The organism is Nocardia farcinica (assembly GCF_001182745.1).
Classification (GTDB): domain Bacteria; phylum Actinomycetota; class Actinomycetes; order Mycobacteriales; family Mycobacteriaceae; genus Nocardia; species Nocardia farcinica.
Window position 1 is genome coordinate 1433033 of record NZ_LN868938.1, and the last position, 14756, is coordinate 1447788.

The following is a 14756-nucleotide window of genomic DNA, read 5'->3' on the forward strand; positions in this document are numbered from 1 at the left end:
GTCAGCGACCGGCCGTGACCACCGCGCCCGGGTACTCCGCCCGCAGCGCCCGCACCGCGGCCAGCACCGCCGGGAACGGCGCGGCGGTCAGCAGCGGCAGGCGCACCCGCGGCGTCGACAGCAGCCCGCGCGCGTGCAGCACCGCTTTGATCACGGTCGGATTGGGCTCCGACAGCAGCAGCCGGGCGGGCTCGACCAGACGATCGGCCAGCTCGCGCGCCCGGTCGGGCGTCCCGTCCAGCCAGCGCCGGTGCAGCTCGACCAACTCGCGCGCACACACGTTCGCGGTCGCCAGGATCCCGCCGCGCGCGCCCATCGCCAGCAGCGGCGAGACCAGCGTGTCCTCACCCGCCAGCACGGAGAAGGTGGCCGGGGCGTGCGCGATGAGTCGCGCGGTGTCGGTGTCCACCGCGCCCACCGCCTGCTTCACCCCGACGATCCCTGGTTGCCGGGCCAGCTCGAGCATCGCCTCGTATCCCACGGTCTGCGCCGTGCGATAGGGGACGTTGTAGACGAGCACCGGCACCGGGCTGCGTTCGGCGACGTACTCGAAATGCGCGACGACGCCGGCTTCCGAGGGCCGCACGTAGTACGGCACCACCGTCAGCACCGCCGCGACGTCGGTCCGGGCGACGGTCTGCTCGATCGCCCGCACCGTCGCGACGGTGTCGTTGGAGCCCACGGCCGCGATCAGCGGAACACCACGGGCCCGGCACACCTCGCCGCAGACCCGCAGCACCCGAACCCGCTCGGCCGCCGACAAGGTCGCCGGTTCGGCGGTCGTGCCCAGCGCGACGAGGCCCGCCGCACCCTCGTCGAGCACCGTGTGGGCGAGGCGCGCCAGCTCGGCGGCGGCGACCGCGCCGTGCTCGTCGCGCTCGCCCGCTCCGCGCCGGACCTCGCCGTCGACATCACCGAGGTCGACCCCGCCGAAGTGCCGAACCTGCTGCGCGGCGGTCGGCTCGATCTCGCCCTGGTCCACGAGTACGACAACGTGCCCTCCGCGCTCGGCGCGGGCCTCGATCTGGAGCCGTTGCTCGTGGAGGCCGTGCATCTCGCCTGTCCCGCGAGCTGGAATCCGGACCGCGAGATCACCCTCGGCGACCACGCGGAGTCGCGGTGGATACTCGCCAATCCGGGCACCCTCTGCCACAGCATGGCCGTGCGCACCTGTCGAGCGCACGGCTTCGAACCGCGGGTCGCCCACCACATCGACGACTTCGCCGCGGTGCTCCGGCTCGTCGCCGCGGGGGCCGGTGTGGCCCTCGTTCCCCACCTCGGCGTGGACCACCTGCCGGCCGGTGTGCGGCTGGCCGCCCTGCCGGTCGGCAGGCGAACCCGTATCGCCTATCGTCGCGGCAGCGCCGACCAACCGCTGTTCGCCGCCGTCGCCGCCGAACTCCACCGCGCGGCGGCGGCGTTCCGCGCGGACGACGGGATCCGGCTCGACGAGAATTCCTGACCGCCGAGGAGTGCCCCGCCTCGTCCACCGCAGTTTGTCACCCCCGCATGCGAACATGTGTTCGTGTCGGAAAGCCGCCTCGAACCCCCCTCGCCCACCGTTCGCGGGCGCGGCGGCATCGGGGACGCCGGGGCCGAACCGACCCGGGCACCCCGCCCGCGCATCGAAGCCAGGGCCGATGCCTCGATCCTGCACGCCGACCTCGACTCCTTCTACGCCTCGGTCGAGCAGCGCGACGATCCGAGCCTGCGCGGCAGGCCGGTCATCGTCGGCGGCGGGGTGGTACTGGCGGCCTCGTACGAGGCGAAGGCGTTCGGGGTGCGCACGCCGATGAACGGTGCGCGGGCGCTGCGGCTGTGCCCGCAGGCGGTGGTGGTGCCGCCGCGGATGAGCGCCTACGCGGCGGCGAGCAAGGCCGTCTTCGAGGTCTTCCGCGACACCACCCCGGTGGTCGAGGGCATCTCGATCGACGAGGCGTTCCTCGACGTGGCCGGGCTGCGGCGGATCGCGGGCGAGCCGATCGAGATCGCCCGGCGGCTGCGGGCCCGGGTGCGCGACGAGGTCGGCCTGCCGATCTCGGTGGGCATCGCGCGTACCAAATTCCTGGCGAAGGTGGCCAGCGCGGTCGCCAAGCCGGACGGACTGCGGCTGGTGGAGCCGGAGCGCGAGCTCGAGTTCCTGCATCCCCTGCCCGTCGAGCGGCTCTGGGGCGTCGGCGACGTCACCGCGCGGACACTGCACGAGCACGGCATCACCCGGATCGCCCAGCTCGCCGAACTCGGCGAGAGCGGGCTGCGCGGGTTCCTGGGTCCGGCGGCGGCCCGGCACCTGTCGGCTTTGGCGATGGCACGCGACCCGCGCCGGGTGGAGACCGGGCGGCGACGCCGTTCCCTCGGCGCCCAACGCGCGCTCGGGCGGCGGCACCGCACGCCCGAGGAGGTGGCGGCGTACCTGCACGGGCTGGTCGACCGGCTCGGCAGGCGGCTGCGCGCGGCGGACCGCCTGTGCCGAACGGTGGTGCTGCGCATGCGTTTCGACGATTTCACCCGCGCGACCCGCTCGCACACCCTGCCCGAACCGACCGACGACACCGCCACCGTGCTGCGCGCGGCCCGGCTGCTGCTCGACGCCGCGACCCCGATGATCCAGCAGCGCGGCCTCACCCTGATCGGCCTCTCGCTCACCAACCTCGTCGACGCCGACCCGCTGCAACTCACGCTGCCCCTGGAACCGCGCCCCACCGGCACCCTCGACCGCACGCTCGACGAACTGCGCCGCCGCTTCGGGTCGGCGGCGGTCACCCGGGCCGCGCTGATCACCAGCGGCGAGGGACTTTCGGTGCCGCTGCTCCCCGACTGAACCGATAGCGCTATGGTTGCCGGAACGGCCGGACGGGGGGCGTCACCACTCGGGACCGCGGAACGCCGGCCACGCTATCGAGGAGAATGTCCGTGCCCTACGCCGTGTTCGGCTTCCTCACGCTCGCGCTGTGGGTCTACTGCCTGGTCGACATCGTGACCTGTCCCGAGGCCGGCATCCGCCACCTGCCCAAGATGGGCTGGCTGCTGGTGGTACTGCTGGTGCCGACCATCGGTGCGCTGCTGTGGCTGTTCGCGGGCCGCCCCCTGCACGAGGGGGCGCCGCGCTCGACCACCCGCTACGCCGAGTACGACCGTCCCGGCCGCGCGGTGGCGCAGAACCCCGAGGACGACGAGGCGTTCCTGCGCGGGCTGCGCGAACGCGCCGAACAGCAGCGCCGCGAAGCCCGACGGCAGGAGGAGGAACGGCAGGAGCGGGAACGCCGGGCGCGCGAGAGCCGCGGCGACGCGGGCTGATCCGATCCGGCCGAACTTCGCCCGCCCGCCGCGGGGACGGACGTACGATGCGATCGTGGCCGACGAGATGCGTTCCACCGCACTGCGGGTCCTGGTCTACAGCAACGACGCCGATACCCGGCGCCAGGTCGTGCTCGCCCTTGGCCCGCGCCCGCACCCGGACCTGCCGGAGTTCGACTACCTCGAGGTCGCGACGGCACCGATGGTGATCGAGCGGATGGACGCGGGCGGCATCGATCTGGCCATCCTCGACGGCGAGGCCACTCCCGCCGGCGGTCTCGGCATCGCCAAGCAACTCAAGGACGAACTCGCGCAGTGCCCGCCGGTGCTCGTGCTCACCGGCCGCCCGGACGACGCCTGGCTGGCGAAGTGGTCGCGCGCCGAGGCCGAGGTCCCGCACCCGATCGATCCGCTGCGGCTGACCGAGTCGGTGGTCGAGCTGCTCCGCGATCGCTCCGCGGCCTGATTCATATCCATCGCACATGACCGGCCACCGCCGTGGCCGGCCCTCCCGCGCTCCGACCGCGACCCGAGCCGGTGCGCGCACCTGCCCGATTACCCCCGTTTCGGTCATGAATCGCAGTCGCGAATTCGATCAAACCGGACCCCGCAAAGGCCGCTCACGCACGTGCGGCGGTTGTAGGCTGTGCCGTAGCTCACACGGATGCGGGTAGCGGAATGACAGCCCCGTGACAATCACCGCTGCCCGCGCGCCGTCTCGAAGCTGCCCACCGGCCGTCGAGGAGCCTTGGCTCGCAAGGAGGGGAAGCGCTCGTGAACCTGGAAACGCCCACCCTCGTGCTCGGCGCGCTGGCCGGCGCCTTCGCCGTGTTCTCCATCGTGCTCTCGGCCCTGGTCGGCCCCAAGCGCTACAACCGGGCGAAGCTGGAAGCCTACGAATGCGGCATCGAGCCGACACCGCACGCGGTCGCCGGTGGGCCGGGAAATGCCACCGGGCAACGCTTTCCGGTGAAGTACTACCTCACGGCGATGCTGTTCATCATCTTCGACATCGAGATCGTGTTCCTCTACCCGTGGGCCGTGCATTTCGACGCACTCGGGCTGTTCGGTCTCGTCGCGATGGCGCTGTTCATCTTCAACGTCTCGATCGCCTACGCCTACGAATGGCGGCGCGGCGGGCTCAGCTGGGACTGATCACCGCCGGAGTCACGCCCGCACAGTGGAAGTGAGAGTCAGTCGGATATGGGTCTCGAGGAAAAACTGCCCAGCGGGTTCCTGCTGAGCACGGTGGAGAGTTTCGCCGGATATCTACGCAAGGGCTCGGTGTGGCCCGCGACCTTCGGCCTGGCCTGCTGCGCCATCGAGATGATGGCCACCGGCGCAGGCCGTTTCGACATCGCGCGCTTCGGTATGGAGGCCTTCCGCGCCTCGCCCCGGCAGGCCGATCTGATGATCGTCGCGGGCCGGGTCAGCCAGAAGATGGCGCCGGTGCTGCGGCAGGTCTACGACCAGATGGCCGAGCCGAAATGGGTGCTGGCCATGGGGGTGTGCGCGTCCTCGGGCGGGATGTTCAACAACTACGCGGTGGTCCAGGGGGTCGACCACGTGGTGCCGGTCGACATCTACCTGCCCGGCTGCCCGCCCCGCCCGGAGATGCTGCTCAACGCGATCCTGGCACTGCACGACAAGATCCAGCACACCCCGCTGGGCGTGAACCGGCAGGAGGCGGTGCGCGCCGCCGAGCAGGCCGCCCTCGCCGCGACTCCCACCATCCGGATGGAGGGCCTGCTGCGATGAGCCCGGACACGCCCCGCGGCGGCGAGCTGCACCCGCCCGAGCCCGACGCCGCCGCCACCGCGGGCCCCGAAGGCACCCCGCCGGACACCGAACCGGCCGCCGAGGTGATCGGCGTGCGGCACGGCATGTTCGGCATCCGCGGCACCGGCGACACCTCCGGCTACGGTCGCCTGGTCCGCCCGGTCACCCTGCCCGGCGGCACCGCGCCGCCCTACGGCGGCTGGTTCGACGAGGTCGTCGACCGGCTGCGCACCGCGCTGGAGAACAGCGGCACCCCCTTCGGGTCGGCGCTGGAGAAGATCGTGGTCTTCCGCGGCGAACTCACCCTGCACGTGCGCCGCGAGCACCTGGTGACCGTGGCGCGCCTGCTCCGGGACGACCCCGCCCTGCGATTCGAACTGTGCCTGGGCGTGAACGGCGTGCACTACCCCGACGACGCGGGCCGCGAACTGCACGCGGTCTACCCGCTGCGCTCGATCACCCACAACCGCCTCCTGCGCGTGGAGACCTGCGCCCCCGAGGCCGACCCGCACATCCCGTCGCTGTTCGAGGTCTATCCGACCACCGACTGGCACGAACGCGAGACCTACGACTTCTTCGGGATCCTCTTCGACGGTCATCCGTCGCTGACCCGCATCACCATGCCGGACGACTGGCGCGGTCACCCGCAGCGCAAGGACTACCCGCTGGGCGGGATCCCGGTCGAGTACAAGGGCGCGCGCATCCCGCCGCCCGACGAGCGGAGGGCGTACAGCTAGTGAAGGACACCGAGACCCGGCCGGGCCGCCACCGCGCCCCCGAGCCGGCACACCCCGAGCAGCCGGACACCACCGGCGACACCGTGGTCACCGTCTCCGGCCAGGACTGGGACACGGTCACCGAAACCCTCGGCGGCGCACGCGAAGAGCGCATCGTCGTGAACATGGGCCCGCAGCATCCGTCCACGCACGGCGTGCTGCGGCTGATCCTCGAGATCGAGGGCGAGACCGTCGTCGAAGCCCGCTGCGGCATCGGCTACCTGCACACCGGCATCGAGAAGAACCTCGAATACCGCACCTGGATGCAGGGCGTCACCTTCGTGACCCGGATGGACTACCTGTCACCGTTCTACAACGAGACCGCCTACTGCCTGGGCGTGGAGCGGCTGCTGGGGATCACCGAACAGATTCCCGAGCGGGCCAGCATCGTCCGGGTGCTGCTGATGGAACTCAACCGCATCTCCTCGCACCTGGTGTGCCTGGCCACCGGCGGCATGGAGCTCGGGGCGCTCACCCCGATGCTGTTCGGCTTCCGCGAACGCGAACTGATCCTCGACGTCTTCGAGACCATCACCGGCCTGCGGATGAACCACGCCTACATCCGCCCGGGCGGGCTCGCCCAGGACCTGCCCGACGACGGTGTCGCCAAGGTCCGCGAGCTGCTCGACCTCATGCCGAAGCGGTTGCGCGACATGGAACATCTGCTCACCCAGAACCCGATCTTCAAGGCCCGCACCCAGGACATCGGCTACCTCGATCTCACCGGCTGCATGGCGCTGGGGATCACCGGCCCGGTGCTGCGGTCCGCGGGCCTGCCGCACGACCTGCGCAAGTCCCAGCCCTACTGCGGCTACGAGACCTACGAGTTCGACGTGCCCACCACCACCGGCTGCGACTGCTACGGCCGCTACCTCATCCGGGTCGAGGAGATGAAGGAGTCGCTGAAGATCGTCGAGCAGTGCCTGGACCGGCTGCGGCCCGGCCCGGTCATGATCGAGGACAAGAAACTCGCCTGGCCCGCCGACCTGAAACTGGGCGCCGACGGCCTGGGCAACTCCCCCGCCCACATCGGCCGCATCATGGGCAGCTCGATGGAGGGCCTGATCCACCACTTCAAGCTCGTCACCGAGGGCATCCGGGTGCCGGCGGGCCAGGTGTACGTGGCGGTGGAGTCGCCGCGCGGTGAGCTGGGGGTGCACATGGTCAGCGACGGCGGCACCCGGCCGTACCGGGTGCACTACCGCGATCCCTCGTTCACGAATCTGCAAGCGGTGGCGGCGATGTGCGAGGGCGGCATGGTCGCCGACGTGATCGCCGCCGTCGCGAGCATCGACCCGGTGATGGGTGGTGTCGACCGATGAGCGACCGACAGACCGGCGACGGGCACGCCCCGATCCTGTTGCAGTTGAGCACCCGGCCCGAGCCGTACCCGCCCTCGGTGCGGGAACGACTCGCGCTCGACGCCAAGGAGATCATCGGCCGCTACCCGCAGCCGCGCTCGGCGCTGTTGCCGCTGCTGCACCTGGTGCAGTCCGAGGACGGCTACGTCACCGCCACCGGCATCGAATTCTGCGCCGAACAACTCGGGCTCACCGGCGCCGAGGTGACCGCCGTGGCGACCTTCTACTCGATGTTCCGCCGCACCCCGACCGGCGACTACCACGTCGGGGTGTGCACGAACACGCTGTGCGCGGTCCTCGGCGGCGACGCCATCCTGGCGAGCCTCACCGAACACCTGGGCATCGCCGCCGGGGAGACCACCGCCGACGGCGCGATCACCGTCGAGCACATCGAATGCAACGCCGCCTGCGATTTCGCGCCCGTGGTGATGGTCAACTGGGAGTTCTTCGACAACCAGACCCCCGAGTCCGCGCGAGCCCTGGTCGACGCGTTGCGTGCCGGGGAACCGGTGCGGCCCAGCCGCGGCGCGCCGCTGTGCACCTTCCGCGAGACCGCGCGCCTGCTCGCGGGCTTCCCCGACGAGCGGCCCGGCGCGCTGGACGGCGCGGCCGGGCACGCCACCCTGGCCGGGCTCGAGATCGCCCGCGACCGGAACATGACCGCGCCGCAACCGGATTCGGGAGAGCTGCGATGACCGCGCTCGCGCCCGTCCTCACCCGCTACTGGGACGACCCGCAGTCGTGGACCCTCGACACCTACCGCCGCCACGACGGCTACGAGGGCCTGCGGATCGCGCTGGGCATGGAGCCGGACCAAGTGATCCAGACGGTCAAGGACGCGGGCCTGCGCGGCCGCGGCGGCGCAGGCTTCCCCACCGGCATGAAGTGGGGATTCATCCCGCAGGGCCCCGGCCCGGACGGCACCGTGAAACCGCACTACCTGGTGGTCAACGCCGACGAGTCCGAACCCGGCACGTGCAAGGACATCCCGCTGCTGATGGCCACCCCGCACGCGCTGGTGGAGGGCGCGATCATCGCCTCCTACGCCATCCGCGCCAACACCGCCTTCATCTACCTGCGCGGCGAGGTGGTACCGGTGCTGCGGCGGCTGCGTGCCGCGGTCGACCAGGCCTACGCGGCGGGTCTGCTCGGCCGCGACATCCTCGGCTCCGGCTTCGATCTGGAGCTGATCGTGCACGCGGGCGCGGGCGCCTACATCTGCGGCGAGGAGACCGCGCTGCTGGATTCGCTGGAGGGTCGCCGCGGCCAGCCCCGGCTGCGCCCGCCGTTCCCCGCCGTCGCCGGTCTGTACGCCTGCCCGACCGTGGTCAACAACGTGGAGTCCATCGCCAGCGTGCCCCCGATCCTGCGGTACGGCACCGACTGGTTCCGGTCGATGGGCAGCGAGAAGTCGCCCGGGTTCACGATCTACTCGCTGTCCGGTCACGTCACCCGGCCCGGCCAGTACGAGGCGCCGCTCGGCATCACCCTGCGCGAGCTGCTCGACTACGCCGGCGGCGTGCGCGCCGGACACCGGCTGAAGTTCTGGACACCCGGCGGCTCGTCCACGCCGCTGTTCACCGACGAGCACCTGGACGTGCCGCTGGACTACGAGGGCGTCGCCGCGGCGGGCTCGATGCTGGGCACCAAGGCGCTGCAGATCTTCGACGAGACCACCTGCGTGGTGCGGGCGGTGCTGCGCTGGACGGAGTTCTACGCCCACGAGTCGTGCGGTAAGTGCACACCGTGCCGCGAAGGCACCTACTGGCTGGTGCAGTTGCTGCGGCGGATCGAGACCGGCGGGGGCACCGAGGCCGATCTGGACACCCTGCTCGACATCACCGACAGCATCAACGGCAAATCGTTCTGCGCGCTCGGCGACGGCGCGGCGAGCCCGATCGTGTCCTCGGTGAAGTACTTCCGCGACGAGTACCTCGCGCACATGCGCGGCGACGGCTGTCCGTTCGACCCGGCGCGGTCGACGGCGTGGGCCGAGGCAGGAGAAGGGGTTCGATGACCGCCACCGTCAGCAGCAACGCCAGCGGCGTGGTGCCCGCCGACCTGGTCACCGTCGTCATCGACGGCGTGCAGGTCAGCGTGCCCGCGGGCACGCTGGTGATCCGCGCCGCCGAGTTGATCGGCATCCAGATCCCGCGCTTCTGCGACCATCCGCTGCTCGACCCGGTCGGCGCGTGCCGTCAGTGCCTGGTCGAGGTGGAGGGCCAGCGCAAACCGGTCGCCTCCTGTACCCAGACCGTCGCCGACGGCATGGTCGTGCGCACCCAGCTCACCTCGCCGGTCGCCGGCCGCGCGCAGGAGGGCGTGATGGAGCTACTGCTCATCAACCATCCGTTGGACTGCCCGGTCTGCGACAAGGGCGGGGAATGCCCGTTGCAGAACCAGGCGATGTCCTCCGGCCGCCCGGAGTCACGCTTCGACGGCGTCAAACGGACCTACCCCAAACCGATTCCGCTGTCGAGCGCGGTGCTGCTCGACCGGGAACGGTGCGTGCTGTGCGCGCGCTGCACCCGCTTCTCCCAGCAGGTCGCAGGCGACCCGTTCATCGAGCTGATGGACCGCGGCGCGCTCGAGCAGGTGGGCACCGCGCAGGCCGCGCCGTTCGACTCCTACTTCTCCGGTAACACCGTGCAGATCTGCCCGGTCGGCGCGCTCACCGGCACCAGTTACCGGTTCCGCGCCCGCCCGTTCGACCTGGTCTCCTCGCCCAGCGTGTGCGAGCACTGCGCGTCGGGCTGCGCGCAGCGCACCGACCACCGGCGCGGCAAGGTGCTGCGCCGGCTGGCCGGCGACGATCCCGCGGTCAACGAGGAATGGAACTGCGACAAGGGCCGGTGGGCGTTCACCTACGCGAGCGAGCCCGACCGGCTCACCACCCCGCTGGTGCGCGGCGCCGACGGCGAGCTGCGACCGGCGTCCTGGTCCGAGGCGCTGGACGCGGCGGCCCGGGCCTGTCCGCCGCGCGCGGCGACGCGGGCGTGCTGGTCGGCGGGCGGGTCACCGAGGAGGACGCCTACGCCTACGCCAAGTTCGCGCGGATCGTGTTGGGCACCAACGACATCGATTTCCGCGCGCGTCCGCATTCGGTGGAGGAGGCCGACTTCCTCGCCGCGCGGGTCGCCGGGCAGGGCGTGGTCGTCGACTACGACGCGCTGGAGCGGGCCCCGATGGTGCTGCTGGCCGGGTTCGAGCCCGAGGAGGAGTCGCCGATCGTCTACCTGCGGCTGCGCAAGGCCGCCCGCAAGCGGGGGCTGGCGGTGTACTCGGCGGCGCCGTACGCCTCGCGCGGGCTGGCGCGGATGGGCGGCGCGCTGCTCCCGACCGTTCCCGGCGCCGAACCGCACCTGCTCGACGCGTTGCGCACCGGGCAGCTGCCGGAACCGAACGACCGTCCCGCGTCCGCGGAATCGGCCGATGCGGCGCACGGCACGGGCAGCCCGGAACCTGCCTCCGCCGCCGTGGTCGCGGGGGTGGACGGGGCCACGGTCCGCCGGGCGGCGGAACTGCTGCGGCGGCCGGGGGCGGTGATCCTGGTCGGCGAGCGGATGGCGGCGGTGCCGGGCGCGCTCTCGGCGGCGGTCCGGCTGGCCGAGGAGACCGGCGCGGCGCTGGCCTGGGTGCCGCGCCGGGCCGGCGAGCGCGGCGCCGTGGAGGCGGGTGCGCTGCCCGGCCTGCTGCCCGGCGGCCGTCCCGTGACCGATCCCGCCGCGCGCCAACAGGTCCGAGCGGTCTGGCAGACCGACGAACTGCCGGTCACACCCGGCCGCGACACCGGCGCGATCCTCGAGGCGGCACCCCGGCTCGGCGCCCTGCTGGTCGGCGGCGTCGATCCCGCCGACCTGCCCGACCCGGCCGCGGCGCTCGCCGCCCTCGACGCCGCACCGTTCGTGGTGAGCCTCGAGCTGCGGCGCAGCGCCGTGACCGAACGCGCCGACGTCGTCTTCCCGGTGGCCTCGGCGATGGAGAAGGCGGGCACCTTCCGCACCTGGGAGGGCAGGCCGCGCCCGTTCGCGGCCGCGCTGGGCACCTCGACGGTGCGCCGCGAGGCGGCACCGCTGTCGGACCACCGGGTGCTGCACGCCCTCGCCGCCGAACTCGGCGTCCGGCTCGGCCTGCCCGACGCGGACGCGGCCAGGGCGGAGCTGACCGCGCTGGGCGCCTGGGACGGGCAGCGGCTGGCACCGCCCGCGCACCGCGCACACCCGGTCACCCGGCCGGGGCCGGGCACCGCACTGCTGGCCGGCTGGCGGATGCTGCTCGACAACGGCCGCATGCAGGACGGCGAACCGAACCTCGCGGGCATCGCCCGCCCGGCGCTCGCGCGGCTGTCCGCCGCGACCGCGGCCGAGATCGGCGCCGCCGACGGCGACCTCGTCGAGGTGGCGAGCGAGCGCGGGGCGCTCACCCTGCCGCTGGCGGTCACACCGATGCCGGACCGGGTGGTGTGGGTGCCGCTGAACTCCCCCGGCTGCGCTGTCCCCGCCCAGCTGGCCACCCCGGCCGGTGCGGTGGTGCGGATCCGGCGAGCCGGTCGCGCGCCGCAGACCGGGCCGGTCGCCGCCGTCGTCGCGGCATCCGGTGCCGCCGAAGGCGCTACCCAGCAGGAGGACGACCATGCCTGACCTGTCCCTGTTCGGCCACGACCCGTTCTGGCTGGTCGTCGCCAAATCGGTCTTCCTGTTCGTCTACATCATCCTGATCCCGCTGGTCGCGGTGCTCGCCGAACGCAAGGTCGTGGCGCGCATGCAGATGCGGGTCGGCCCGAACCGGGTGGGCCCGTTCGGGTCGCTGCAGTCCATCGCCGACGGCGTGAAGATGGCGTTCAAGGAAGACCTCGTCCCCGCCATCGTCGACAAACCGATCTACCTGCTGGCGCCGGTCGTCTCGGTGATCCCCGCGTTCATGGCCTTCGCGGTGATCCCGCTCGGCGGCGAGGTGTCGGTGGCGGGCAACACCACCGCACTCCAGCTCACCGACATGCCGGTCGGCGTGCTCTACATCCTGGCCATCACCTCCATCGGCGTCTACGGCATCGTGCTGGCCGGGTGGGCGTCCGGCTCGACCTACCCGCTGCTGGGCGGGCTGCGCTCGACGGCACAGGTGATCTCCTACGAGATCGCGATGGCCTTGTGCTTCGCGGCGGTGTTCCTGCACGCGGGCACGATGGCCACCTCCGGCATCGTCGGCGCCCAGCATCCGACCTGGTTCGTCTTCCTGCTGCTGCCCTCGTTCCTCATCTACTGCGTGTCGATGGTCGGCGAGACCAACCGCGCGCCGTTCGACCTGCCCGAGGCCGAGGGCGAACTCGTCGGCGGCTTCCACACCGAGTACTCGTCGCTGAAATTCGCGATGTTCATGCTCGCCGAATACGTGAACATGGGCACCGTCTCGGCGCTGGCGACCACGTTGTTCCTCGGCGGCTGGAGCGCGCCGTGGCCGTTCAACCTCATCCCGGGCGCGGACGCGGGCTGGTGGGGGCTGCTCTGGTTCACCGCCAAGGTGTGGACGTTCATGTTCGTGTTCGTCTGGCTGCGCGGCACCCTGCCCCGCTTGCGTTACGACCAGTTCATGCGGCTGGGCTGGCAGCTGCTCATCCCGGTGTCGCTGCTGTGGGTGATGCTGGTCGCCACCGCCCGGCTGCTGCGCGCCGACGGCCACGCGTGGGCCACCGGCGCCCAGGTCGTCGTCGGAGTCGCGCTCACCGCGGCGATGATCGGGCTGTTCCTGCGGGCGGGCCGCCGCCCGGCCGCCCCGCCGGAGCCGGAACCCGAACCGTCCGGCGAGGCGGTGTTCCTCGGCTTCCCGACCCCGCCGGTGCCCGCCGACGCCCACCGCGTCGACAACCCGAAGGGCGGCCTGCTCGAACCGCTGGCGGGTTTCGCGGTCACCGCGGCCACCATGTTCAAGAAGCCGAACACCGAGTTCTACCCCGAGCAGAAGGTGCCGACCGCGCCGCGCTACCACGGCAGGCACCAGCTCAACCGCCACCCCGACGGGTTGGAGAAGTGCATCGGCTGCGAACTGTGCGCGTGGGCCTGCCCGGCCGACGCCATCTATGTCGAGGGCGCCGACAACACCGAAGACGAACGCTTCTCCCCCGGCGAGCGGTACGGCCGCGTCTACCAGATCAACTACCTGCGGTGCATCGGCTGCGGCCTGTGCATCGAAGCGTGCCCGACGCGCGCGCTGACCATGACCAACGACTACGAGCTCACCGACGACAACCGCGCCGACCTGATCTACGAGAAGGACCGGTTGCTCGCCCCGCTCGCCCCCGGCATGGTCGCTCCTCCGCACGCGATGGCGCCGGGCACCACCGAGGCCGACTACTACCTCGGCGCGGTCACCGGCGGCGCCCCCGCCGCCGAGCAACCCGCGCCCGCGGGCGCGAAAGGAGGTGCGCGGTGACGCTGGTACTGGCCGCCGAGCCCCTGACCCGAGCTTCCACCGGTGAGGCCGTGCAGTTCTGGATACTGGCTCCGCTGGCGGTGCTGGGCGCGCTCGGCATGGTGTTCGCCGCCAAGGCCGTCCATTCGGCGATCTGCCTGGCCGCCACCATGATCGCGCTGGCGGTGATGTACATCGCCCAGGACGCGTTGTTCCTCGGTGTCGTGCAGATCGTCGTCTACACCGGCGCGGTGATGATGCTGTTCCTGTTCGTGCTGATGCTCGTCGGCGTCGACTCGGCCGAATCACTGCGCGAGACCTTGCGCGGGCAGCGCATCGCCGCCACGGTCGTCGGGATCGGGTTCGGGCTGCTGCTGATGGCCGGAATCGGGATCGGCATCCGGGAGTCGGGAGTCACCTTCCCGGCCACCGGCTTCCCGGGCCGCGACGTCATCGCCGAACTGGCCGAGCTGATCTTCCTGCGGTATGTGTGGGCGTTCGAGCTCACCGGCGCGCTGCTCATCACGGCCACCATCGGCGCGATGGTGCTCGCCCACCGCGACCACTTCGGCGCCAGGACGACCCAGCGCGAGCTGTCCCGCCGCCGGTTCCGCGACGGCGCGAGCCGCGCGACACCGCTGCCGACGCCGGGCGTCTATGCCCGGCACAACGCCGTCGACGTCCCGGCGCGGCTGCCCGACGGTTCCTTCGAGGAACTCTCGGTCAGCACGATCCTGCGGCACCGCCGTACCAGGGCCCTCACCGAGGCGGCCGCGCTGTCGGTCGGCTCCGGGGGCGGCCAGGACGGTCCCGAATCCGCCGACGAGGGAGGCCAGCGGTGAATCCCGCGAACTACCTGTTCCTGTCCGCGCTGTTGTTCACCATCGGCGCGGCCGGAGTCCTGTTGCGCCGCAACGCCATCGTGGTGTTCATGTGCATCGAGCTGATGCTCAACGCGGTGAACCTCGCGTTCGTCACCTTCGCCAGGATGCACGCGAACCTCGACGGGCAAGTGTTCGCCTTCTTCACGATGGTCGTCGCCGCCGCCGAAGTGGTGGTCGGGCTGGCCATCATCATGACCATCTTCCGCGCCCGCCGCTCGACCTCGGTCGACGACGCCAACCTGCTGAAGTTCTGA

At 71.8% G+C, this 14756-nt stretch carries 15 protein-coding genes and 1 pseudogene; 15 read left to right on the top strand and 1 reads right to left on the bottom strand.

Annotated features, from left to right (window positions below; translation table 11 throughout):
* Window position 1 precedes the first annotated feature (1 nt).
* Window positions 2-823: a dihydrodipicolinate synthase family protein gene (locus AMO33_RS06960; protein ID WP_240327442.1), complete on the bottom strand. Its 822-nt coding sequence runs from the start codon at window positions 821-823 to the stop codon at window positions 2-4.
* 3 nt (window positions 824-826) lie between these two features.
* Between AMO33_RS06960 and AMO33_RS06965 the strand changes: the two genes are divergently transcribed.
* From AMO33_RS06965 to nuoK, 15 genes and pseudogenes are all read left to right on the top strand, one after another.
* Complete coding sequence (locus AMO33_RS06965) at window positions 827-1462, top strand: LysR substrate-binding domain-containing protein (RefSeq protein WP_240327443.1); 636 nt, start codon at window positions 827-829, stop codon at window positions 1460-1462.
* A 117-nt stretch (window positions 1463-1579) separates the two neighbouring features.
* The gene (dinB, locus tag AMO33_RS06970) at window positions 1580-2821 is read left to right on the top strand and encodes a DNA polymerase IV (RefSeq protein WP_060593340.1); all 1242 of its coding nucleotides are present in this window, start codon (window positions 1580-1582) and stop codon (window positions 2819-2821) included.
* 92 nt (window positions 2822-2913) lie between these two features.
* Window positions 2914-3297, top strand: a complete 384-nt coding sequence (locus AMO33_RS06975; protein ID WP_041560973.1) for a PLD nuclease N-terminal domain-containing protein — start codon at window positions 2914-2916, stop codon at window positions 3295-3297.
* A gap of 67 nt (window positions 3298-3364) precedes the next feature.
* Entirely contained in the window at window positions 3365-3763 is a 399-nt protein-coding gene (locus AMO33_RS06980; RefSeq protein ID WP_060593341.1) for an Rv3143 family two-component system response regulator, read from the top strand.
* A 308-nt stretch (window positions 3764-4071) separates the two neighbouring features.
* A complete protein-coding gene (locus AMO33_RS06985; protein ID WP_060591402.1) occupies window positions 4072-4452 on the top strand; it encodes an NADH-quinone oxidoreductase subunit A in 381 nt (126 codons plus the stop codon).
* 48 nt (window positions 4453-4500) lie between these two features.
* Window positions 4501-5055, top strand: a complete 555-nt coding sequence (locus tag AMO33_RS06990) for a NuoB/complex I 20 kDa subunit family protein (RefSeq protein ID WP_011209198.1) — start codon at window positions 4501-4503, stop codon at window positions 5053-5055.
* Window positions 5052-5813 carry an NADH-quinone oxidoreductase subunit C gene (locus tag AMO33_RS06995; RefSeq protein WP_060591405.1) on the top strand — a complete coding sequence of 254 codons (762 nt, stop codon included), beginning with the start codon at window positions 5052-5054 and terminating at the stop codon, window positions 5811-5813. Before AMO33_RS06990 ends, AMO33_RS06995 begins: the two co-directional genes overlap by 4 nt.
* Window positions 5814-5896: 83 nt before the next feature.
* On the top strand, window positions 5897-7174 hold the full coding sequence (locus tag AMO33_RS07000) for an NADH-quinone oxidoreductase subunit D (RefSeq protein ID WP_041560970.1): 1278 nt from the start codon (window positions 5897-5899) through the stop codon (window positions 7172-7174).
* A complete protein-coding gene (gene nuoE / locus AMO33_RS07005) occupies window positions 7171-7908 on the top strand; it encodes an NADH-quinone oxidoreductase subunit NuoE (protein ID WP_011209195.1) in 738 nt (245 codons plus the stop codon). Before AMO33_RS07000 ends, nuoE begins: the two co-directional genes overlap by 4 nt.
* Window positions 7905-9230, top strand: coding sequence for an NADH-quinone oxidoreductase subunit NuoF (gene nuoF, locus AMO33_RS07010; RefSeq protein ID WP_060591407.1), 1326 nt, complete (start codon window positions 7905-7907; stop codon window positions 9228-9230). The genes nuoE and nuoF overlap by 4 nt, the downstream gene beginning before the upstream one ends.
* Window positions 9227-9829: pseudogene (locus tag AMO33_RS32945) on the top strand (2Fe-2S iron-sulfur cluster-binding protein); the annotation flags it as partial. The gene nuoF and the pseudogene AMO33_RS32945, both read left to right, overlap by 4 nt.
* Window positions 9830-10209: 380 nt before the next feature.
* A complete protein-coding gene (locus AMO33_RS32950) occupies window positions 10210-11853 on the top strand; it encodes a molybdopterin-dependent oxidoreductase (RefSeq protein WP_390502143.1) in 1644 nt (547 codons plus the stop codon).
* On the top strand, window positions 11846-13639 hold the full coding sequence (nuoH, locus tag AMO33_RS07020; RefSeq protein WP_060591410.1) for an NADH-quinone oxidoreductase subunit NuoH: 1794 nt from the start codon (window positions 11846-11848) through the stop codon (window positions 13637-13639). The genes AMO33_RS32950 and nuoH overlap by 8 nt, the downstream gene beginning before the upstream one ends.
* Window positions 13636-14460, top strand: a complete 825-nt coding sequence (locus tag AMO33_RS07025; protein WP_011209191.1) for an NADH-quinone oxidoreductase subunit J — start codon at window positions 13636-13638, stop codon at window positions 14458-14460. The genes nuoH and AMO33_RS07025 overlap by 4 nt, the downstream gene beginning before the upstream one ends.
* A complete protein-coding gene (gene nuoK / locus AMO33_RS07030) occupies window positions 14457-14756 on the top strand; it encodes an NADH-quinone oxidoreductase subunit NuoK (protein ID WP_011209190.1) in 300 nt (99 codons plus the stop codon). The genes AMO33_RS07025 and nuoK overlap by 4 nt, the downstream gene beginning before the upstream one ends.